The sequence below is a fragment of the Fundidesulfovibrio sp. genome (assembly GCF_058402725.1).
Genome location: NZ_JBZVFJ010000065.1, coordinates 1 through 21,081, shown reverse-complemented (window position 1 = coordinate 21,081; position 21,081 = coordinate 1). Strand labels below are relative to the sequence as shown.

Below are 21,081 nucleotides of genomic sequence, written 5' to 3'. Positions count from 1 at the left end.
ATTACGAATAGTTGGAAGGTCTATTGAGGCGTTTTACCGTGCAGGGGTCTCCATTATGGACCATGGACCCGTCAATCACCCATTCGCCACGGAGATTTCGAACTTCTGCGCCGCATTCGAAGCTCGCCGCGCCTTCGGTGGTGACACGAACGCCGTGACCCTGGCCCGCGCCGACCGCGACGCGTTCTTGGAATCGCTGCGCGGCCAGACGCCCGAATCGTGCGCCGTCATCGTGGAACAGGCCCGCGAGCGGTTCGCCGACTGAAACACACCGGGCGGCCCTGCCGGACGAGGGGCCGCCCCATGAGGAACACCATGCCCGATTTGAAAATCACCAAAGGCGACTCCCGGCGCTATGCGTTGCGGTTCCGCACGCCAGCCGGAAAGCCTCTTTCGATGGACGATGCGACGGTGACGTTCTACGTCTACAACGGTGCTTCGACTTATATTGAGCGCGTTGTAACGTCAGAACTGCGCCTTACGTCCGAAGATACGTTGAACGCCCCGCGCTCGCGGATGCCGTTCAAGTTTGTTCTGACGAACACGCTTGGCGACAAAATAACTCTTGGAGGCGGAAACCTTGTCATCGACTGAAATTGCAGTCCAATTCATCGTTGACGCGGCTCCGGTGCTGGAGTTCACGGCCGAGGTGGATCGCGTCGAGTTCACGGTGGCCCCGGAACCTACGCTTGAGCTTGTGGGCGAGTGGGACGCCCTCACGTTCGAGATGGCCGACCCGTCGTTGACGTTCTCCCTGCCGCCCGGGGCCTTCACGAGCCAGCCCCGGCAGGTCGAGCGCGACGCCTCCGGGCGCGTGGTGGCCCTCTTGGATCGGAGCGGTGCGCGCAGGCGCGTTGTGCGGGACCGTGACGGGCGGCTCATGGGTGTCCGCTGACAAGCGCAACCCTCAAGTAACACATGCACCTCACTACATTTCGCTGTCCGGCCTGCTCCAAGCTCTTGCTTGAGGGAGAGGTGGTCCGCATCCGGGTCAAGTGCCCCAGGTGTCGGAGTTTGATTGTTTGGCAGGGCGGAGCCGTCGTGCATGTTTCATGCGCCGTGAGGTCCGAGGCAACGCCGACGCTTACGGGCAAGCGCGTTCACTCTGGCTGAGTATACAAAATCCCCGCGAGCGTTTTCGCGGAAAACAAAAGGAGCGACAACATGACACACCCGTTAAGCGAACATCGCCGGGTCTGGCTGGCATCGGAGATGGAGGTCATCACCGAGCAGGCGTGCGCGTCGCTGCGCCAAGCGGCTTGCCGCGCCGCCAAGGCACGTGGGACAGCCGCCCACGGCGAGGCGTTGAAGGTCTACCGCTTTGCCGTGGCGGAAATGCGCGGCGTTCTCGACCGGCTGGCCAAGATCGAAAAACGACTGGCTTGCGCCGACCGTGGCCCGGTCACGGACGCTTGCGCGGCCATCATGGCAACGTGGTGTGCCACGGGCGCCTTTGTGGGCGACGCTGCCACAGCACACTAGAACCCTGTCTGGTCTTTCGGCCGGAGGAAGGATGCCGGAGCGCATTGGGCGCGAAGGTTGGGCCACCTCCGGCCGAATCTATTTTTGATTTTGTCGGACTAGAAACGACATTCCGCCGATATTCTACTTTTAAGCCCCAAGCACGCGACGCAACGCCTCGAAGCTGGCGTTTCACCGTCGCGCATTCTCGTTAGAATCGAATCAAGCCTCACGCGTTTTACAGTCGGAATTGGCGCTGACCTAGCTGCATGTTGTAGAGCGTTCACAACGACACAACATGCAAACACTGGAGGCGTTATGCGGATCGAGATCATCACGAACAACGGCGCGGAACTGACCATCAACGTGAGCGAAAGCGGCGTGACGTACTCGAAGCCCTTGGCCGGTGGTGCAGCTGCGACCCCAGAGGCCGAGGCGGCGCTTGTGGATGCCGTGGCCGAGTCGTTCGTGGCCGTCGTGAAGGCCCAGGCCAGGGCGGATCGTGAGGCGCTGCGCGAGGCGGCGGGCTGGTTGCTGGCCGAGGCCGCCGAACTGGCCCTGGCCTGACCTGATTTGCCCCCGGTTCGCCCCCGGCTTTCGCCCAGGATCGCCCCAGGCCGCGCCTGGGTTGAAAACCGGGCCGAGGGCCGGGGGCGCTGGTTTCGAGGCCCCTGGCCCGCCCGGAAGGCGAGGGAAGGGGGAGGGGCTACTTCTTTCGGACGACCCCCGACCAGCGCCCGTCCTCTGTGAAAATCCACATGGCCTACATCCCCCCGAGCCCGTCTTCGCCGAACTCGTCGCGGAACTCCTTCAGCGACTTCAGGCGGCACTCCTCAAGCACGTCCTTCGGGATCGTCTTGTAGTCCTCCGGCTTCGCGTCCTCCATCGCCTTGACCTTCGCGGCGGCCTCCGCGTCTCCGGCCTTGGCGAGCTTCTTGAGCCTGCCGTACTCCATCCAGTTGTCGGATATGATCTGGTTCATCGTCGTCCTCCGTCTTCGCTCAACGGAACGGCTTGCCGTCGTCGTCCAGGCCCACAGGGGAAGCCATCTTGCGCGCGATGGATCGCGTCGCCTCTTCGGAGAGCGGCTTCATCTTCTCTTTGAGGTCGAGGATTTCCTTCAATTCCTCGAATGCGCCCTCATTCGCGCACTCGTACATCCGTCCTTTGTACTCGAAGACAGGCATTTTGCCCCCTCCCTTGTTGGGTTGCCATTCACGCGCGGGCCCAGAGCGGGCCTGGAAGGCCAACAACGGAACAAGGGGCTAGGTCTGTGTGACCTAACCCCTTGGTTTTCTTGGTGCGCCCGGCAGGATTTGAACCTGCGGCCTACGGATTCGTAGTCCGGCGCTCTATCCGCTGAGCTACGGGCGCGTCGTCGAGAAGTGGGTATTTAAAGAGAACCCCCCCTCGCGTCAAGCAAAGATTTCATTATTTTTCCAGATCAATGAAGGAACTTTCCGATGCGCCGCGTAAAAGAAGGCATTTCAGTGGTTTAAGGCGAACAGGCTCCATGTCCGGACCGGAAAGGAAGTCCCGCAGGTGCGGATGCCGGGTGGCGATCCTCTCCAGGACGGCCCGTTTCTCCGCAGCCTCTTCCAGAGGCATGTGGAGGCAGTCCAGCGTCAGGGCGCGCACGCGGCTCCGGTCTCCGCCCGGGGCCTGGCAGCGTTCGTCGATGAGCAGCGACACCCGGGGATTCTCCAGCAGGTTGGCCCATTTGCGCGTGCCCGACGGCGTGGCCAGATAGACGCTTGAGCAGTCCGGCTCCACGGCGTAGGACATGAGCGACGCGCGCGGCTCGCCGCCCCCGCAGGTGGCCATCGCGCACAGGCCGTTCCCAAGGATCATCGCGGCCATTTCCTCATTGAGTTCCATGCGGGCCTCCTGCGTTCAACATCCCCGAAACCCTAGACCAGCCATGCAAAGTCTCCAAGAAAAACTCGCACACACCATCGATTTCCTCGAATCGCTCTTGAAAGATCGCGACCCCTCCCGCGTGGCCGTGGCCTGGACAGGCGGCAAGGACTCCACCGTGGTCCTCAATCTCTGGCGTGCGGTCACGCCCGGCCCCCTGCGGGCCGTGAACCTGGACACGGGGTACAAATTCCCGGAAATCCTGGCCTTCCGGGATCGGCTGGCCAGGGAGTGGGGCGTAGAGTTGCACATAGCGCGCCCCCGTCCCGAAGAGATTCCCCGGGAGGTGGCCCAGGACAAGATGGCCTGCTGCCGGTCGCTCAAGGTGGAGCCCCTGCGCCGGGCCGTGGCGGAGCTGGGCCTGGAAGTGCTGATCAGCGGCGTGCGCGCCGACGAGAACCCCGCCCGCAAGCTCACGGATCTCCTGGAGGACCGGGGCGGATACCACCAGGCCAACCCCATCCTCCATTGGACCGAGATGGACGTGTGGGCCTGCACCACCCAGAAGGGCCTGCCCTATTGCGAACTCTACGACCGGGGGTACCGTTCCCTGGGCTGCGTGCCCTGCACGGCCCTCAGCGCCCCGGGCCTGGGCGAGCGCGGCGGGCGCGACGCCGAAAAAGAGGCGCGCATGGCCGAACTCCACGCCCTGGGCTACTTCTGACCCCCAGCACCCCCCATTTGCATCGACCCTGAAATAGGATAGAATCCCCCACTTCCATGAACGACCACAGACAGCCATCCCCCATCCGCCGGCGCAAGACCCGCGTGATCCGCCTGGGTTCCCTCTTTCTGGGCGGGGACCACCCCATCCGCGTGCAGTCCATGACCAACACGGACACCCGCGACGCCAAGGCCTCCACGGCCCAGGTGCTGGCCCTGGCCGAGGCCGGATGCGAGATCGTGCGCCTGGCCGTGCCCGACGAGGAGGCCGCCCGGGCGCTTCGCGCCGTCAAGGCCGTCTCGCCCGTGCCCCTTGTGGCGGACATCCACTTCGACCACCGCCTGGCCCTCCTGGCCCTGGAATCCGGCGTGGACGCCCTGCGCATCAACCCCGGCAACATCGGCGGCCCGGAGAAGGTGGCCGCCGTGGTGCGCGCGGCTTCCGAGCGCGGCGCGCCCATCCGCATCGGGGTCAACTCTGGCTCGGTGGAGAAGTCCCTGCTGGCCAAACACGGCGGCCCGACGCCCCAGGCCATGGTGGAGAGCGCCCTGCACCACGTGCGCCTGCTCGAAGACCAGGGATTCGACCAGATCAAGATTTCTCTCAAGTCCTCCAGCGTTCCGGCCACCATCGCGGCCTATTCGCTCCTGTCCGAGACCGTGGACTACCCCCTGCACATCGGCATCACCGAGGCGGGCACGCCCCTGCGCGGGGCCGCCAAGTCCGGCGTGGGCCTGGGGGTGCTTCTGTGGATGGGCCTGGGCGACACGCTGCGCGTCTCGCTCACGGGCGACCCGCTCACGGAGATGACGGCCGCGTGGGAAATCCTGCGCTGCCTGGGCATCCGCGAGCGCGGCCCCGAGATCGTCTCCTGCCCCACCTGCGGGCGCACGGAGATCGACCTGGCGGGCCTGGCCCAGGCCGTGGAGGAGAAACTGCGCCACGTGCGCACGCCCATCAAGGTGGCCGTGATGGGCTGCGTGGTCAACGGCCCGGGCGAGGCGCGCGAGGCGGACATCGGCCTCGCGGGCGGACGCGACTGTGCCGTGATCTTCCGCAAGGGGGAAGTGGTGCGCAAGGTGCGCGGAGAATCCAACGTGCTCGCGGAATTCCTGCGCGAGCTCGACACCATCATCACGGAGTTCGAGAACAGATGAAACTGAGCAGATACTACGCCCCCACCCTCAAGGAAGACCCGGCCGACGCCGAGGTGGTCAGCCACAAGCTCATGCTGCGCGCGGGGATGATCCGCAAGCTCACCTCGGGCATCTACACCTTCCTGCCCCTGGGGCTGCGCTCGCTCAACAAGGCCGCGCGCATCGTGCGCGAGGAGATGGACCGCGCCGGGGCACTGGAGATCCTCATGCCCGGCGTGCAGCCCGCCGACCTCTGGCAGGAAACCGGGCGCTGGGAATACTACGGCAAGGAGCTCCTGCGCTTCAAGGACCGCCACGACCGCGCCTACTGCCTGGGCCCCACCCACGAGGAGGTGGTCACGGACCTGATCCGCCACGAGGTGCGCTCCTACCGCCAGCTGCCGCTCAACCTCTATCAGGTGCAGACCAAGTTCCGCGACGAAATCAGGCCGCGCTTCGGGCTCATGCGCGGGCGCGAGTTCGTCATGAAGGACGCCTACTCCTTCGACAAGGACGAGGAGGGCGCGCTGGCCAGCTACAAGGCCATGTACGACGCCTACTGCCGCATCTTCTCGCGCCTGGGCCTGCGCTTCCGGGCCGTGGAGGCCGACACCGGGGCCATCGGCGGCAACTACTCCCACGAGTTCATGGTGCTGGCCGACACCGGCGAGGACACCATCGCCGCCTGCCCCTCCTGCGAGTACGGGGCCAACCTGGAGAAGGCCGAGGCCATGCTCCCGGTGAAGACCAAGCCCGGCAACTGCCCCGAGCACAAGCTGGTGGCCACCCCCGGCGCGCACACCGTCGAAGAGGTGGCCGCCTTCCTGAAGGTCGAGCCCGCGCGCATCGTCAAGACGCTCCTCTACGTGGCCGACGGCAAGCCCGTGGCCGCCCTGGTGCGCGGCGACCGGGAATTGAACGAGGTGAAGCTGAAAAACGCCCTCAACGCCCAGGACGTGGCCCTGGCCACCCCCGAGCAGGTTCAGGCCTGGACCAAGGCCCCCGTGGGCTTCGCCGGACCCGTGGGCCTGAACGCCGACGTGGTGAAGACCATCCTGGCCGATCGCGAACTCGCCCAGGACACCGACTGGATCACCGGAGCCAACAAGGCCGACGCGCACTTCCTCCACGTGGACCTGGACGACGACGTGCTCCTCACCAACTACGCCGACCTGCGCAACGTGGCCTGCGGCGACCCCTGCCCGCGCTGCGGCGCGCCCCTGGAGTTGACCAAGGGCATCGAGGTGGGCCACGTGTTCAAGCTTGGCTACAAGTATTCCGAGGCCATGAAGGCCTCCGTGCTGGACGAGCAGGGCAAGGACCGTCTGGTCTACATGGGCTGCTACGGCATCGGCGTGTCGCGGGTGGTGGCCGCCTGCATCGAGCAGAACCACGACGGCGCGGGCATCAAGTTCCCCCCCGCCCTGGCCCCCTTCGAGGTGGCGGTGGTCTGCCTGGACGTGAAGGGCGAGCCCCTGGCCAAGGCCCTGGCCATCTACGAATGGCTCACCGGACAGGGCGTCGAGGCCGTGCTGGACGACCGCGACGAACGCCCGGGCGTGAAGTTCAAGGACATCGACCTCATGGGCTTCCCCCTCCAGATCGTGCTGGGCGGCAAGGGCTTGGCGCGGGGCATCGTGGAAGTGAAGGACCGCCGCACGGGCGAGAAGTCCGAACTTCCCGTGGAAGGCTTCGAGGCCGCGTTCACCGCGTGGCGGCTTCAGGCGCTGGCTGGCTGGGAATCCCGGTAGGGCAGGGACACCCGCATGGGAGTCCAGAGGGCGCAGCCCTTTGGCCGCCGGAGGCTTCTCCCTGTCCGGCGGTGCCGAGGCCGGGTCTAGCCATGCCCCACATCTTCCGCGTCGGCGAGATCACCCGCGCCCTCAAGGACGTGGTGGAAGGCCAGTTCCCCTTCGTGTGGGTGCGCGGCCAGGTGTCCAACCTGGCGCGTCCCGCCTCGGGGCACGTCTATTTCTCGCTCAAGGACGAGGAATCGGTGCTCTCGGTTGTCTGGTTCAAGGGAAGTCGCCTGGGCCTTCCCCTGGAGGGCAGGGAGCGCTATGATCCCCTGACCGGCGAAGTCCTGGAGGACGCCGACCCCTCGGCCTGGCTCAGCGAAGGCGTGGAGGCCCTGTGCGCCGGACGGCTCACGGTGTACGCCCCGCGCGGCAGCTACCAGCTGGTGGCGGAACTGGTGCAGGACATGGGCCTGGGCAGGCTCCACCTGGAATTCGAGGCCCTCAAGCGCCGGCTGGCGCAACTGGGCTGGTTCGACCAGGAGCGCAAGCGCCCCCTGCCGCGAGACCCCGCCCGCGTGGCCCTGGTGACCAGCGCCTCGGGCGCGGCCGTCCGCGACTTCCTGCGCGTGGGCGGTTCGCGGGGGCTGGGCTGCGAGGTGCGCCTGCACCCCTGCCTGGTGCAGGGCGAGCAGGCCCCGGGCCAGATCGCCCGCGCCCTGGAGGCCGCCGGAGCGGACGGCTGGGCCGAGGCCGTGGCCCTGGTGCGCGGCGGAGGCTCCCTGGAGGACCTCTGGGCCTTCAACACCGAGGATGTGGCCCGGGCCGTGGTGGAATGCCCGGTCCCCGTGGTCTGCGGGGTGGGGCACGAGGTGGACGTGACCATCGCGGACCTGGCCGCCGACGTGCGCGCGGCCACGCCCAGCCACGCGGCGCAGCTTCTGTGGAGCGAGCGCCCCGTGCTGGCCCAGCGCGCCGACGAGGCCCAGGAGGCCCTGGAGCGCGGCTTCGCGCGCTTCCTGGCGGGACGCGCCGAGCGCCTGGAGGGCCTGGCCAGGGCCTTGTCCTGGCTGTCGCCCCGGGGCAGGGTGGAGCGCCTGGGCGAACGGTTGGAGAATTTGTCGTCGCGCCTGGCGCGGACCGGTCTCGACCTGACGCGGCGCGGCCAGGAAGCGCTGCAGGGCTTGTCGCAACGCATGGAGCCCTGCGGGCGCGCCCTGGGCGACCCGCGCGCCCTGGCGGCCCTGGCGGCCCGCCTGGAACTGGCGGCCGGGCTGCATGCGGAGCGGGCGGGCGCGCGGCTGGAGCTGCTGGCGGCGCGCCTGGAGGGGCTCGACCCCCTGGGGCCGCTGGCGCGCGGCTACGCCCTGGCCCTCAAGGCCGACGGCACGGCGCTGCGCTCCGTGGCCGAGGCGGCCCCGGGCGACCGGCTGGACATCGTGGCGCGCGACGGCAGGATCAGGACCAGCGTCCTGGACGTGGAGGAAACCCGGTGAACGTGTTGCGGGCTCTCGCGGCCCTCGTGCTGCTCCTTGTTTCGGCGGCCCCGCTGCGGGCGGCCGACCAGACGCTGGTGGAAGGCCCCCTCACGGTGGTCGTGCCCGAGTCCGTGGGCGTGGGCCAGCCCTTCGTGGCCGAGGTGCGCCTGGTGAACCAGGTGGAGAAGGTCACGGCCGAGTGGCAGGGCAGGGTGGTGGAAGTGCTCATGCGCAAGCGCGGCCGGGATTTCCGGGGCGAGGTGCTCCTGGCGGCCGGGCTGGAAGTGAAGCCCGGGTCCCACTCCCTGGTGGTGGAGGCCGTGCGCCCGGCGCGGCGCGAGATGGTGCTGGGCAAGATCGAGGTGACGCCCACGGACTTCCCCGAGCAGCGCCTGAACCTGCCGCCCTCCACGGTGACGCCCTCCAAGGAGAACCTGGCGCGCATCAAGCGCGAACAGGCGCTCATCGCCAAGGCCATGGACGAGGCCGGGGAGCGCCGCTTCTGGAGCTTCCCCTTCCTGCGCCCCGTTCCCGGCGAGGTCACCAGCGCCTTCGGCCTGCGCCGCATCCTCAACGGTCAGCCGCGCAGCCCCCACACGGGCATCGACTTCGACGCGCGCAAGGGCGACCCGGTGCACGCCGTCAACCAGGGCAAGGTGATCCTCACGGGCGACTTCTTCTTCAACGGCCTCTCGGTGTTCATCGACCACGGCCAGGGAGTGGTGAGCATGTACTTCCACCTGTCCGAGGTTTCCGTGCGCACCGGCCAGCACCTGGAGCGCGGCCAGCTGGTGGGCCTCGTAGGCTCCACGGGGCGCTCCACCGGGCCGCATCTGCATTTCGGCATGAAGGTCCTCGGCCAGTCCGTGGACCCCATGCCCCTGTTCACGGCGGGCGGTCCCTTCGACCGCCGGCCCGGAGGATGATCATGAGCGCGAAGAAACCGACATTCGAGAAAAACATCGACCGGCTGCGGGCGATCGTGGAACAGCTGGAGAGCGGGGAGCTGCCCCTTGAGCAGGGCGTCTCCCTCTACAAGGAAGGCCAGGCCCTGGCCGCCTCCTGCCGCACCCAGTTGGAGGAGGCCCGGCTCGTGGTGAGCCAGGCGACTCCGGAAGGCCTCAAACCCTTCGATCACGCCCCCGGCGAGGAGAACTGACGTGAGCATCAAGGACCGCCTGCGCGGCTATTCCCGCGAAGTGGAGGAGGCTCTGCGCGGCCTGCTCAAGGGCAAGGGCATCCCGTCCGGACTGCGCGAGGCCATGGAATACAGCCTGCTGGCCGGGGGCAAGCGGCTCCGGCCCGTGCTCTGCCTGTGCTTCGCGCGCATGCTGGGGGCCGAGGCCGGGGCGGCGATGCCGTTCGCGGCCTCGCTGGAGTTCATCCACACCTATTCGCTGGTCCATGACGACCTCCCGGCCATGGACGACGACGATCTGCGCCGGGGCCGCCCCTCCAACCACAAGGTGTTCGGCGAGGCCATGGCCATCCTGGCGGGCGACGGACTGCTCACCGAGGCCTTCGGGCTCATGGCCGCCACGGCCGGGGAGCTGCCTCCCGGGCGCGTGGTGGAGGCCATCGCCACCCTGGCGCGCGCCGCCGGGGCCGGTGGCATGGTGGGCGGCCAGGCCCTGGACATGGCCTACACCGCCAAGGCCGGCGTGAGCCTGGAAGAGCTGCGCGAGATGCAGGCCATGAAGACCGGAGCGCTCATCACGGCGGCCTGCGTGTGCGGCGCGCAGCTGGCCGGGGCCGCTCCGGACGTGCTGGCCCGGGCGCGCAGCTACGGCCAGTCGGTGGGCGCGGCCTTCCAGATCGTGGACGACGTGCTGGACGTGGTGGGCGACGAAAAGTCCCTGGGCAAGCCCGTAGGCTCCGACGAGGAGCAGGGCAAGACCACCTATCCGGCGCTCATCGGCGTGGAGCGCAGCATGGACCTGGCCCGGCGCAACGCGGCCCAGGCCGTGGAGAGCCTGAGCCCCTTCCAGGGTCCCGAGGCGACCTTCCTGCGCGATCTGGCCCAGTTCATCGTGGACCGCGTGTCATAGGGCTTCCAGGCCCGAAAACCTTTGACGGCACGCCCCCGCGAGGGGCAAAGTGTTCGTTTCCAACGCGACTTCAGGAGTCATCGCCATCATGAGTCTTCTCGACGGCCATCCGTTGACCATGCTCGCGCGCGTGGATTCGCCCACGGACGTGGCCGCGCTCTCCCTTGAGGATCTGGGCCTGCTGGCCCAGGACGTGCGCGAACTGATCATCGCCACCGTGTCGGAGAACGGCGGGCATCTGGCTCCGTCCCTGGGAGTGGTGGAGCTGACCCTGGCGCTGCTCAAGGTGCTGGACCTCTCCCAGGACAAGATCGTCTGGGACGTGGGCCATCAGGCCTACGCCTACAAGATCCTCACCGGGCGGCGCGACGCCTTCCACACCCTGCGCACCATGGGCGGCGTGAGCGGCTTCCCGCGCATGGCCGAAAGCCCCTTCGACCACTTCGGCACGGGCCACTCCAGCACCTCCATCTCGGCGGCCTCGGGCATGGCCATGGCCCGCGACGTGCTGGGCGAAGCGGGCAAGGTGGTGGCCGTGATCGGCGACGGCTCCATGACCGCCGGCCTGGCCTACGAGGGCCTGAACGAGGCCGGGGGCGACGGGCGCGACCTGGTGGTGGTGCTCAACGACAACAAGATGTCCATCTCCAAGAACGTGGGGGCGCTCTCGCTCTTCCTCTCGCGCCAGCTCTCCAACCGCTGGGTGAAGCGGGCCAAGAAGGAGTTCGAGTCCATGGCCCGGCACGTTCCCTTCGGCCAGGAGATGGTGGAGCTGGCGCGGCGCGGCGAGGAATCCTTCAAGGGATTCTTCACGCCCGGCATGCTTTTCGAGGCGTTCCACTTCAACTATCTGGGCCCCATCGACGGCCACGACCTGCCCAAGCTCGTCTCGGTGTTCAAGGACGTGCGCGAGATGAAAGGCCCGGTGCTCGTGCACGTGCTCACCCAGAAGGGCAAGGGCTACACCCCGGCGGAGCAGAATCCCACCTACTACCACGGCGTGGGCTCCTTCGAGCCGGAGACGGGCGAGATCATCAAGAATTCGCCCTCCAAGCTGCCCACCTACACCGACGTGTTCGGCGACACCCTCTGCAAGATGGCCCGCGCGGACCGGCGCATCGTGGCCATCACGGCCGCCATGCCCGAGGGCACGGGGCTCTCCTGCTTCGCGCAGCTCTTCCCGGACCGCTTCGTGGACGTGGGCATCTGCGAGCAGCACGCCGTCGCCTTCGCGGGGGGCATGGCCACGCGGGGGCTCAAGCCGGTGGTGGCCATCTATTCCACGTTCCTGCAGCGCTCCTACGACCAGATCGTGCACGACGTCTGCCTTCAGAACCTGCCCGTGACCTTCTGCCTGGACCGGGGGGGGCTGGTGGGCGAGGACGGAGCCACCCACCACGGCGTGTTCGACCTCTCCTACCTGCGCCACATTCCCAACCTGATGCTCATGGCCCCCAAGGACGAGGCCGAGTTGCAGCGCATGCTGGCCACGGCCATGGCCCATCCCGGTCCGGCGGCCATCCGCTACCTGCGCGGGGTGGGCATCGGCGCTCCGCTTTGCGACGCCCCGGCGCCGCTGCCCGTGGGTGAGGGCGAACTCCTGCGCGACGGGCGCGACGCCGTGATCGTGGCCATCGGCAGCCGCGTGCTGCCCTCGCTGCTGGCGGCAGAGGAACTGGAGCGCGAAAGCGGCCTGAGCGTTGCGGTGTACAACGCGCGCTTCGTCAAACCCCTGCCGGAGGCGGACCTTCTGGAGCTGGCGGGGCGTTTCGGGCGCATGGTCACGGTGGAGGAGAACGCCCTGCAGGGCGGATTCGGCTCGGCGGTGCTGGAGCTGCTGGCGGATCGCGGGGCGCTGACGGGACAGCGGGTGCTGCGCCTGGGCATCCCGGACCACTTCGTGGAGCACGGCCCCCAGAAGGCCCTGAGGGAGCTGACGGGCATCAGCAAGGACGGCGTGAAGCGCGCGTTGCGAGGGCTGATGGAAGAGGGGACCGCACCGTGATTTCCGTGATCCTGTGCCATCCCAAGCCGGGGAGCTTCAACCACGCCCTGGCCCTCCGCGTGGTGGAGACCCTGGACTCCCTGGGCCTGGGCGTGAACTTCCACGATCTTTACGCCGAGCGTTTCGCGCCGGTGCTGCCGGACATGGAGATCCCGCGCGACGGCCTGATGCCCGATTTCGTGGCGCGCCACTGCGACGAGCTGGCCAAGGCTTCGGGCATCGTGGTGGTGCATCCCAACTGGTGGGGCCAGCCCCCGGCGGTGCTCAAGGGGTGGATCGACCGGGTGATGCGTCCCGGGGTGGCCTACGAGTTCGTGGAGGGCGACGGCGGGGAGGGCGTGCCGGTGGGGCTTCTCAAGGCCCGCAGCGCGCTGGTGCTCAACACGAGCAACACGCCGCGCCTGCGCGAGATGGAAGCCTTCGGCGATCCGCTGGAGCTCATCTGGCGCAACTGCATCTTCGATCTCTGCGGGGTGCGGGACTTCCACCGGCGGATGTTCGAGGTGGTGGTGACCTCCACGCCCGAACAGCGCGCGGCCTGGCTGGACGAGGCCGCCGCCCTGGCGACCCGCGTCTTTTCCTCCCTCGCCTGATCTTCCTTTGGCCCAGCTACACCGTCCCTGGTGAAGCCCGCGAAGCCATTGCGGGGTCTGGGGGGATCATCCCCCCAGCGGGTGCAGGGCAGCGCCCTGCCGGGTCCGGGCGGAGCCCCGGCTCCTTCTTCTACGCCAACCCCACCGCCTTCTTCAGCGCCGCCACCTCGTCCCCTCGCAGCGGCCGCACGCCGCCAACGGGCAGGTCGCCCAGTTCCACAGGGCCTTGGCTCACGCGCTCCAGGCGCAGGATGGTCAGGCCCAGGTCGCGGCACATGCGCCTGATCTGGCGGTTGACGCCCTGGATCAGCTCCATTTCCAGCACGCTGTCGCGGCCGACGCGCGCGGTCTGGTCCACCTTCACGGGGGCCAGGCGTTCGCCCTCGGCCAGGCGCATGCCGGAGCGCATGGCCTTCAGGGCTTCCGGGGGCGCGTCGCCGCGCACGAGCACGCGGTAGCGCTTGGGCAGGTGCCAGGAGGGGTGCATGAGGCGGTTGGCCAGGTCGCCGTCGGTGGTGAGCAGGATGAGCCCCTGGGAGAAAAAGTCGAGCCGCCCAACGGGGAAGAGGCGCGCGCCGGGCGCGGCGGGTCGGGCCAGGTCCAGCACGGTGCGGCGTCCCTCTGGGTCGTGGGCGGTGGAGACAACCTCCACGGGCTTGTTGAGCATCAGGTAGACATGGCCCTGGCGCGGGTCGTGCGCCACGGGCCTGCCGTCCACGGCCAACTGGTCGCCGGGGCGGACCACGTCGCCCAGTTGCGCGGGGCGTCCGTTGAGGGTGACGCGTCCCGCGCGGACCATCTCGTCGGCCGCGCGGCGCGAGGCCTCGCCCGCCAGGGCCAGGGCCTTGTTCAGGCGCATGGGCTCGCCGGTGGAGGAGGGCGCTCGGACAGGGCCGGACCTGCGAGGGCTTGGCGTCTTCTTGGGCGTCGACATGAGGGGAGTCTACCCTGGGCGGGCGCGGCGCGCCAGTCTCTTGAAGGGCTCCTGAACGCGCGGCGGAGGAGGGCAGCCGTCCGCCGCGCGCCAGGGATCGCCCGTTCCGCCCCGGGAAAGGCGGCCGGGCTGCGAAAAGCTACAGGTCGATCACCTTGGTGGCCAGTTGGAGACTGGTGACCACATCGAGCATGTTGGTGGTCTGTCCCACGGCGCGCTTATCCAGAAGTCCGAAGAATTCCAGGCAGGTGCCGCAGACGAGGATGGAGACTCCGGCGTCCTCCAGGGCGCGCAGGGTCTCCAGGTGGGGGCTGCCTTCCACGGCCAGCCGCACGGCGGCGTTGACCAGGACGATGCGCCAGAGGTCCGGCCCCATTTCGGGCAGGGTCTTGATGAAGTTCGCCATGAGCTTTTCACCCAGGGCGTCGTCCCCGCGTCCGATGGTGTTCGCGGTGAGGAACACGGCGATGCGCTGGCCCTCGGGGGCCTGGGGCACGGGACAGGGGAAGTCCTCCACGGCGGGGGCGGCAGGAGCGGCCCCGGGGGCGCGGGAGGCCACGATGGTCCAGGCCTTGCCGTGGCGGGAGCTGGCGTGCAGGTAGCCCGAGGCGGCCAGATAGCGGCCCACGTTCTCCAGGGCCGCTTCGTCGTCCACGATGATTTCGAGGTGTTCGGGGGCCTCGGCCTCGATGCACTTCCTGCAGGCCATGAGGGGCTGGGGGCAGGTCATGCCCTGGCAGTCGATGGTGCGTGCGCTCATGCAAGATCCTTTGCGGTCGGGTTTCTCCGGATTTAGCATGGACACTGCGGTCGTGGTCAAATAGGATCATGTGATACCTTTGAGGCCGGGCGTCGCACCCGGCCTATGCGGAGGCTTCATGGAATTCGATTCGACGGTGGCGTTCCTTACCCGCAGGATCGGCCTGGCCCTGGGCGACGAGCCCGTGGACCTGCTGCTCAGGAACACGCGCCTGGTGAACGTGCTCTCGGGCGACATCCACGAGGCGGACATCGCCGTGGCCGACGGCGTGGTGGTGGGCTTCGGAGACTACGAGGCGCGCCAGGTGGTGGACTGCCAGGGGCGCTACGCCTGTCCCGGGCTCATCGACGGGCACATCCACATCGAGTCCACACTGCTCACGCCCTGGGAGTTCGCCCGCGCCGCCGCGCCGCGCGGCACCTGCGCCGTGGTCTGGGATCCCCACGAGATCGCCAACGTTCTGGGCCGCCAGGGCATCGAGGACATGCTCGCCAACACCGAGCGCTGCCCGCTGACCTTCTTCATCATGGCCTCCAGCTGCGTTCCGGCCACCACCATGGAGACCTCCGGGGCCGCCGTGACCGCCGAGGACATCGCCTGGCTGGTGCAGCGCCACCACGACCGCGTGCTGGGCCTCGCTGAACTCATGAACTATCCCGGCCTGCTGGCCAAGGACCCGGCGGTGCTTGCCAAGATCGCAGCGTGCCACTGCGCGGTGATCGACGGACACGCGCCCCTGGTGTCGGGCAAGGCGCTCAACGCCTACGTGCTGGCCGGACCCAGCTCCGACCACGAATGCACCGATCTGGAAGAAGCCCTGGAGAAGCTGCGCAAGGGCATGCACCTGTTCATGCGCGAGGGCAGCGACGAGAAGAACCTGGCGGACCTCATCGCCGCCGTGAACCCGCACAACGCCCAGAACATCTCCATGGTCTGCGACGACCGCGACCCCTTCGACCTGACCACCAACGGCCACATGGACCACAACGTGCGCATGGCCGTGCGCCTGGGCGTGGACCCGCTGCGCGCCGTGCAGATGGCCAGCATCAACACCGCGCGGCACTTCGGCATGCGCGGCAGGGGGGCCGTGGCCCCGGGCTACCGCGCCGACGTGGTGCTCCTGGACAATCTGGAGGAATTCCGCATCTGGAAGTGCTTCCTGGCCGGGGAGGAGGTCCCGCCCGGCGGATTCGCCCCCCAGGGCCGCGTCAAGGCGGTCAACACCGTACGCCTCTCCACGTCCGGGGGCAGGCTGGGGGCCGAGGACTTCGCAATTGTTCAAGTGAAGGATGAAGTTCGCTGCATCGGGGTGATCCCCGGCCAGATCGTCACCAAGAGCGTTGCCGTGCGTCCGCGCATGGCCGACGGATTCGCCCACGCCGACCCGGCGCAGGACCTGGCCAAGCTCGCCGTGGTGGAGCGCCACGGCAAGGGCGGCCACATCGCCCTGGGCTTCATGCAGGGCCTGGGCATGGCGCGCGGGGCCATCGCGGGCACCGTGGCCCACGATTCCCACAATCTGGTGGTGGCCGGAGTCTGCGACGAAGACATGGCCCTGGCCGGAAACGTCCTGGCCGAGGCGGGCGGCGGCTACTGCGTGGTGGCCGACGGCGAAGTGCTGGCGCTGCTCAAGCTGCCCTACGCCGGACTCATGAGCCTCAAGCCGCTGGAATACGTCGTGCGCGACTACGAACGCCTGCGCGCCGCCTTCACCCGGGTGGCCCTGAGCAAGGCGAACTACACGCACCCCTTCATGGCTCTATCGTTCTCCTCGCTGCCCGTGATCCCCGAACTCAAGCTCACGGACAAGGGCCTCGTGGACGTGAACCGCTTCGAGGTGGTGGACCTCTGGATCTGAACACCTGAATCCAAGCTGTCCATGCCAACGGCGTCCGTGTCCAACAGGGCACGGACGCCGTTTGCGTTCCGCAAGCCTTCGGCCACCGCCAGCAAGGGAAGGCGATACGGCCTCAAAGCAGGCACACGGCCCCGGCAAGACAGGGATCGCCAGGAAATCCCAACGGACACAACCATTGGACCGGAAAGGCCTGACGAAGTCTCCATCAACAAGAGGATGCTGTCATGCTGAATCTCCAGTCACGGCCAGATACTGCCGTGAACCATCGGACCAGCGGAACGGCTATGGACAGGCGGCATCGGCAGGACGGACATCGCAAGGCATGGCCGACAGCGACTGCCGAAGCGTCTGAATCGGAGCGCTTGCAGCACATGCCGCAGGAGACGATCGAGAAAGCCCCCTGAAGGAGGACGAAAACGTCCGCCAACCCCAGGAAGACATCAGCCACATACCGGCCCAACAAGCGGACCGAGTGGTCATGCGCCCTCCCGGCCATCCCGACGTTTTCTAAAGTTAACATAATTTACATTATGAGACACAAGCAAGGAGGTTGGGGGAGGGGTCCACCACCTTCCCAAAGCCTCCTGAACACCGATCGAACGTGACGTCGACCTCTTAATGCCTCCCGACGTCAACACCCAGCACCCGTTCATCGACGAACACCGCACAGGACACGCCGGATCCTTGCGCCTCATCCGGAGCACGGTCCGCCACGCACAGGCTTCGTGCCGACGCCACAAGCCGTGCCATACCGCCAACGTCGGCCCGGTCATTCTCCAGAGATGCGCAAGCGCCAGGATCAAACCTCGAACGACCGTCGTTCGAGCGTGCCACGGCAAGCAACCGACACTGCATGATTCATCCCGGCCGACCACTGCACGAATCCACCCGGGCCGACCTCCCTCCTGCCTCGCCCGGCCTCCTCCGAACCAGTCCCTCGGACTGACCTGAGCCCTTGCCCGGACCCCCGCCTCGAAATCTCGACTCCTCCCGGACGCCACCCCCTTCTCATGCCCTCTTTTTCCGCCCCAGACCCCACCCTCCTGGGAACATCACGAGAATGCCCCAGGATCGATTTTCCCTTGGATCGCAAGAACAACCCTTACCCAGGCAATCAGACGCCAATCTGGACAAAATATGGAGCGACATTATCAAGAATGAAACGCATTACCTCAGGATGGCCTCTCCGGCCATCCCAGGCTTGCCCATCACGGCAACCTTGCGTACACCCGGCCCACACAGGCGCACTTCGCCGCTTCAAGGAGAGCCCCACACAATGAAGGACATCGCCCGCTTCCTCACCGGGTTCAAGAATTTCCAGCGGACCTACTTCTGCGAGGACAGCGACTTCTTCAAAAGCCTCAAGTCCTCACAGAACCCGAACGTGCTCGTCGTGGCCTGCTCGGACTCCCGCGTGGACCCCGCCATCCTCACCGGCTGCGCGCCGGGAGACATGTTCGTGGTGCGCAACGTGGCCAACCTGATCCCCCCCTACGAGAAGACTCCGGGCCTGCACGGCGTGAGCGCCGCCGTGGAATATTCGGTGAAGATCCTGGGCGTGGAGCACGTGATCGTGCTGGGACACTCCTGCTGCGGCGGCATCCAGGCCCTGATGACTCCGGAACGCGAAGGCCTTGGCGAGTTCATCGCGCCGTGGGTTTCCATCGCCGAACCGGCCCTGGCCGAGGTGGCCCGGGAACTAGGCGACAAGCCGGACAACGTGCGCCTGAAGGCCTGTGAACAGGCGGCCGTGCTCGTGTCGCTGGAAAACCTGCTCACGTTCCCCTTTGTCTGGGAACGGGTGATGACCGGCAAGCTCTACCTGCACGGCTGGTATTTCGACATGGAAAAAGGAGAACTCCTGAGCTACCTTCCCGAGACGGGATCCTTCGAACCCCTGGTGGCCCGCTGCGTGCGTCCCCAGCCCTGAACGGCTCGCAGACACGGCGCGCCTGCGAGCCCCGAAAAACATCAAGTGTCACTTCAACAAGACGGCGCCGTCCCGAGACCGTTCAAGGGATGGTCTGCCCCGGCGTCAAGACTTCGGAACCTTCTCCCAATCCTTCAGGAAGGACTCCAGTCCCGAATCCGTGAGCGGGTGCTTCACGAAGTCCTTGAGCACCGCGAAGGGCACCGTGACAACGTCCGCGCCCATGATGGCCGCGCGCACCACGTGCAGGGGGTTGCGCACGCTGGCCACCAGCACCTGGGTGCGCAGGTCGTAGTTGCGGAAGATGGCCAGGATCTCTTCCACCATGGCCATGCCGTCGCCTCCGATGGCGTCGATGCGCCCGACGAAGGGGCTCACGAAGGTGGCCCCGGCCTTGGCCGCCATGAGCGCCTGAAGGGGCTGGAACACCAGGGTGACGTTCACGTCGATGTCCTGCTCGCGCAGGGCGCGCACGGCCTTGAGGCCCTCCAGAAGCATGGGGATCTTCACCACCACGTTGGGGCCGTACTTCACCAGCTCCTTGGCCTCGGCCAGCATCTGCTCGGCCGTGGCGCCCACCACTTCAAGGCTCACCGGGCCATCCACCTCGCGGCAGATGGCCTCGGCCACCTTGTGCCAGTCGGATTTCTCCTTGGACATCAGCGTGGGGTTGGTGGTCACGCCGTCCAGGAGGCCCATGTCCTTGGCGGCCCGGATCTCGTCCAGGCTCGCGCTGTCCAGGAAGAATTTCATGTGTCGCTCCCCTTTTTCGCGGAGGATTCAAGTTGCTTCACGTAGCTGTCCCGGCACTCGTAGCTGCAGAAATGAAGCGTCCGGTCGCCGTCGTTCAGGCGCACGGAGTTCTCCACCGACACGTAGGAGCCGCACGCCGGGTCGCGCACCATCTCGCCCTTGGCGATGAGCTGCTCCTCCTGCTTCCTGGCCTCTTCCTTGCGGCGCTTCATGTCGCCCGCGAACATCTTCCAGAGGATGAAAGCCGCGACGGCGAAGATGACGAATTTCCACATGGTCCTGTCGATCCTTGTTGGGAGTTCAGAATAGCACGGTTGTTTGCGCCGGGAAAGACCGTCCGGACGAGAAACGCGCCTCGGGCGCTTCGGGAGCCACCTCGGCCAGGGGCAGGTGGACGAAGGGCCGCGCCGCGATGCGCGGGTGAGGCAGCACCAGACGCGGCGTGCGCAGGGTAACCCCTCCGAAAGTCAGAAGGTCGATGTCGATGAAGCGCGGCCCCCAGCGGCGCTCCAGCGTGCGGTTTCGCCCGAGGGCGGTCTCCAGGGCCGCGAGGGCCTCGAAAAGCGCCTCGGGCGTCACGTCTGTCCGGCAGGCCAGCCGGGCGACGCCGTTGGCGTACCAGGCGCCAGCGTCCAGGGGCCTGGGAACGTGCGGGCGCAGGCACTCCGGCAACGGCAATCCCAGGGGCTCGGGCAGGTGCGGCGCGCTGTGCCACACCCGCGAGACGGCCGCCAGGCGCACTCCGGGCAGAAGCCAGTCCAGGGCGCGCGCCGCGCGCTCCAGCATGCGACAGGGCTCGCCCAGGTTCGCGCCCAGGCCCACCAGGGCCGTTTGCTCCCGGGGCCTCGGGTCCGGCTTGGTGGGCACGGGCGCGCTCTCCGGCGAAGCGGACGCGCCGCCGATTTCGCAAGGCCCTGGGGCCGCCTGGCTCGTCGCGATCTCCACGCCGCCCCATACCGCGCCGCGCCGCCCTTGTCACCCCGCCCGGGCCAGGCCGAGAACCATCCCCCGGGTGCGCCAGCCGTCGCCTGTCACCGGGGCATCGCCTGCGGCGAGCAGGAGCAATCCCTTCAGACCTCCCGCGACGGGCCTGGGAAAAGACGATCTCCCGCAACGGCTGTCCCGATCCGATCCATCGTGGGTCCTCACGCGTCGAGGGGCGCGCCCGCAACGGCGCGCCCCCCTGAGTGCGTCTCTCTGGCCGATCCGGAGTCGGCGTGCCCACCGCCGCGTTTCCGCCGCTCCGGGCGCGTTCGTGCCGTACTCCTCGCGCTCAGCGCGCCACGGAGCAGCGGTCCACCAAGTAGACGATGGACTGGTAGGACATTCCCGCCGCGCGCGCGAGCCCGATCTCGCATGTGCGGCTGTTGGAGTAGCCGCCGGTGGTCCCGGGCGGGATCTGCCCTGGCAGGTCGGCCAGGGCCGCCTCGTTGAGCTCGGGGTGGTTGAAACCCCGGTCGCCCGCGAAGCCGCAGCAGTAGATGCCCTGGGGGATCACCACCCGCTCCGAGCAGGCCTGGGCCACGGCCCGGAACTTGGCCGAGAGCCCCATCTTCACGGAGCTGCAGGTCACGTGCACGGCCACCGTGCCGCTCTGCGGCGTGATGTGCAGCTTGTCCAGCAGATGGTCGTGGATGAACTCCACGGGCTCCAGGAGCGTGAGCCCCTCGAACTGCCGGGCACGCATGGCGTAGAGGCAGGGGCTGGTGTCGAAGAGGATGGGAATCTCCCCGTCGCGGCTGGCGCGGCGCAGGGCCTTGGCCAGTTCCTCGGCCTTGGCCGCCGCCTGCTCCTTGAAGCCCTTGGAT

At 67.7% G+C, this 21,081-nt stretch carries 25 protein-coding genes, 1 tRNA gene and 1 pseudogene; 17 read left to right on the top strand and 10 right to left on the bottom strand.

Going from position 1 to position 21,081, the window contains the following annotated elements; all coding sequences use genetic code 11:
- The 6 genes from ACV4UX_RS10170 to ACV4UX_RS10145 all read left to right on the top strand — a co-directional run.
- On the top strand, positions 1–265 hold a 265-nt coding region (locus ACV4UX_RS10170), incomplete at its 5' end, for a hypothetical protein (protein WP_491593176.1).
- A 50-nt stretch (positions 266–315) separates the two neighbouring features.
- Positions 316–594, top strand: coding sequence for a hypothetical protein (locus ACV4UX_RS10165; RefSeq protein ID WP_491593175.1), 279 nt, complete (start codon positions 316–318; stop codon positions 592–594).
- Positions 581–895, top strand: coding sequence for a hypothetical protein (locus ACV4UX_RS10160; protein ID WP_491593174.1), 315 nt, complete (start codon positions 581–583; stop codon positions 893–895). Before ACV4UX_RS10165 ends, ACV4UX_RS10160 begins: the two co-directional genes overlap by 14 nt.
- Positions 896–918: 23 nt before the next feature.
- Positions 919–1,113 carry a Com family DNA-binding transcriptional regulator gene (locus ACV4UX_RS10155; RefSeq protein ID WP_491593173.1) on the top strand — a complete coding sequence of 65 codons (195 nt, stop codon included), beginning with the start codon at positions 919–921 and terminating at the stop codon, positions 1,111–1,113.
- Between the two features lie 51 nt (positions 1,114–1,164).
- Positions 1,165–1,482, top strand: coding sequence for a hypothetical protein (locus ACV4UX_RS10150; protein ID WP_491593172.1), 318 nt, complete (start codon positions 1,165–1,167; stop codon positions 1,480–1,482).
- Positions 1,483–1,779: 297 nt separating this feature from the next.
- Positions 1,780–2,028: a hypothetical protein gene (locus tag ACV4UX_RS10145; RefSeq protein ID WP_491593171.1), complete on the top strand. Its 249-nt coding sequence runs from the start codon at positions 1,780–1,782 to the stop codon at positions 2,026–2,028.
- 196 nt (positions 2,029–2,224) lie between these two features.
- On the opposite strand, the gene ACV4UX_RS10140 is transcribed toward ACV4UX_RS10145, so the two are convergent.
- The 4 genes from ACV4UX_RS10140 to ACV4UX_RS10125 all read right to left on the bottom strand — a co-directional run bounded on the left by ACV4UX_RS10140 (position 2,225) and on the right by ACV4UX_RS10125 (position 3,339).
- Entirely contained in the window at positions 2,225–2,443 is a 219-nt protein-coding gene (locus tag ACV4UX_RS10140) for a hypothetical protein (protein WP_491593170.1), read from the bottom strand.
- Between the two features lie 19 nt (positions 2,444–2,462).
- Entirely contained in the window at positions 2,463–2,648 is a 186-nt protein-coding gene (locus ACV4UX_RS10135) for a hypothetical protein (RefSeq protein WP_491593169.1), read from the bottom strand.
- 111 nt (positions 2,649–2,759) lie between these two features.
- Positions 2,760–2,835: transfer RNA gene (locus tag ACV4UX_RS10130), tRNA-Arg, on the bottom strand.
- A gap of 57 nt (positions 2,836–2,892) precedes the next feature.
- On the bottom strand, positions 2,893–3,339 hold the full coding sequence (locus ACV4UX_RS10125) for a pyridoxamine 5'-phosphate oxidase family protein (protein WP_491593168.1): 447 nt from the start codon (positions 3,337–3,339) through the stop codon (positions 2,893–2,895).
- Positions 3,340–3,382: 43 nt separating this feature from the next.
- Between ACV4UX_RS10125 and ACV4UX_RS10120 the strand changes: the two genes are divergently transcribed.
- The 9 genes from ACV4UX_RS10120 (at position 3,383) to ACV4UX_RS10080 (ending at position 13,038) form a co-directional block, all read left to right on the top strand.
- The gene (locus tag ACV4UX_RS10120; RefSeq protein WP_491593167.1) at positions 3,383–4,042 is read left to right on the top strand and encodes a phosphoadenosine phosphosulfate reductase family protein; all 660 of its coding nucleotides are present in this window, start codon (positions 3,383–3,385) and stop codon (positions 4,040–4,042) included.
- A gap of 56 nt (positions 4,043–4,098) precedes the next feature.
- Positions 4,099–5,199, top strand: coding sequence for a flavodoxin-dependent (E)-4-hydroxy-3-methylbut-2-enyl-diphosphate synthase (gene ispG / locus ACV4UX_RS10115; protein ID WP_491593166.1), 1,101 nt, complete (start codon positions 4,099–4,101; stop codon positions 5,197–5,199).
- On the top strand, positions 5,196–6,929 hold the full coding sequence (locus ACV4UX_RS10110) for a proline--tRNA ligase (RefSeq protein WP_491593165.1): 1,734 nt from the start codon (positions 5,196–5,198) through the stop codon (positions 6,927–6,929). The genes ispG and ACV4UX_RS10110 overlap by 4 nt, the downstream gene beginning before the upstream one ends.
- Positions 6,930–7,021: 92 nt before the next feature.
- On the top strand, positions 7,022–8,410 hold the full coding sequence (xseA, locus tag ACV4UX_RS10105; protein WP_491593164.1) for an exodeoxyribonuclease VII large subunit: 1,389 nt from the start codon (positions 7,022–7,024) through the stop codon (positions 8,408–8,410).
- Positions 8,407–9,318 (top strand): M23 family metallopeptidase, encoded by a 912-nt coding sequence (locus tag ACV4UX_RS10100; protein ID WP_491593163.1) that lies wholly within the window; start codon positions 8,407–8,409, stop codon positions 9,316–9,318. The genes xseA and ACV4UX_RS10100 overlap by 4 nt, the downstream gene beginning before the upstream one ends.
- A 2-nt stretch (positions 9,319–9,320) precedes the next feature.
- The gene (xseB, locus tag ACV4UX_RS10095) at positions 9,321–9,551 is read left to right on the top strand and encodes an exodeoxyribonuclease VII small subunit (protein WP_491593162.1); all 231 of its coding nucleotides are present in this window, start codon (positions 9,321–9,323) and stop codon (positions 9,549–9,551) included.
- A gap of 1 nt (position 9,552) precedes the next feature.
- Complete coding sequence (locus ACV4UX_RS10090; protein WP_491593161.1) at positions 9,553–10,440, top strand: polyprenyl synthetase family protein; 888 nt, start codon at positions 9,553–9,555, stop codon at positions 10,438–10,440.
- 88 nt (positions 10,441–10,528) lie between these two features.
- Entirely contained in the window at positions 10,529–12,445 is a 1,917-nt protein-coding gene (gene dxs, locus ACV4UX_RS10085; RefSeq protein WP_491593160.1) for a 1-deoxy-D-xylulose-5-phosphate synthase, read from the top strand.
- Entirely contained in the window at positions 12,442–13,038 is a 597-nt protein-coding gene (locus ACV4UX_RS10080) for an NAD(P)H-dependent oxidoreductase (RefSeq protein WP_491593159.1), read from the top strand. Before dxs ends, ACV4UX_RS10080 begins: the two co-directional genes overlap by 4 nt.
- Positions 13,039–13,168: 130 nt before the next feature.
- On the opposite strand, the gene ACV4UX_RS10075 is transcribed toward ACV4UX_RS10080, so the two are convergent.
- On the bottom strand, positions 13,169–13,897 hold the full coding sequence (locus ACV4UX_RS10075; RefSeq protein ID WP_491593158.1) for a pseudouridine synthase: 729 nt from the start codon (positions 13,895–13,897) through the stop codon (positions 13,169–13,171).
- A gap of 214 nt (positions 13,898–14,111) precedes the next feature.
- Positions 14,112–14,732, bottom strand: coding sequence for a sulfurtransferase-like selenium metabolism protein YedF (gene yedF, locus ACV4UX_RS10070; RefSeq protein ID WP_491593157.1), 621 nt, complete (start codon positions 14,730–14,732; stop codon positions 14,112–14,114).
- Between the two features lie 118 nt (positions 14,733–14,850).
- On the opposite strand from yedF, the gene ade reads away from it, so the two are divergent.
- Positions 14,851–16,590, top strand: coding sequence for an adenine deaminase (gene ade / locus ACV4UX_RS10065; RefSeq protein ID WP_491593156.1), 1,740 nt, complete (start codon positions 14,851–14,853; stop codon positions 16,588–16,590).
- A 1,276-nt stretch (positions 16,591–17,866) separates the two neighbouring features.
- Positions 17,867–18,520 (top strand): carbonic anhydrase, encoded by a 654-nt coding sequence (locus ACV4UX_RS10060; protein ID WP_491593155.1) that lies wholly within the window; start codon positions 17,867–17,869, stop codon positions 18,518–18,520.
- Positions 18,521–18,625: 105 nt separating this feature from the next.
- On the opposite strand, the gene fsa is transcribed toward ACV4UX_RS10060, so the two are convergent.
- From fsa to ACV4UX_RS10040, 4 genes and pseudogenes are all read right to left on the bottom strand, one after another.
- Entirely contained in the window at positions 18,626–19,273 is a 648-nt protein-coding gene (gene fsa, locus ACV4UX_RS10055) for a fructose-6-phosphate aldolase (RefSeq protein WP_491593154.1), read from the bottom strand.
- The gene (locus ACV4UX_RS10050; RefSeq protein ID WP_491593153.1) at positions 19,270–19,548 is read right to left on the bottom strand and encodes a transcriptional regulator; all 279 of its coding nucleotides are present in this window, start codon (positions 19,546–19,548) and stop codon (positions 19,270–19,272) included. Before ACV4UX_RS10050 ends, fsa begins: the two co-directional genes overlap by 4 nt.
- Before the next feature lie 25 nt (positions 19,549–19,573).
- Positions 19,574–20,140 carry a 2-amino-4-hydroxy-6-hydroxymethyldihydropteridine diphosphokinase gene (gene folK, locus ACV4UX_RS10045; RefSeq protein ID WP_491593152.1) on the bottom strand — a complete coding sequence of 189 codons (567 nt, stop codon included), beginning with the start codon at positions 20,138–20,140 and terminating at the stop codon, positions 19,574–19,576.
- A gap of 406 nt (positions 20,141–20,546) precedes the next feature.
- A pseudogene (locus tag ACV4UX_RS10040) lies at positions 20,547–21,081 on the bottom strand (4Fe-4S ferredoxin); the annotation flags it as partial.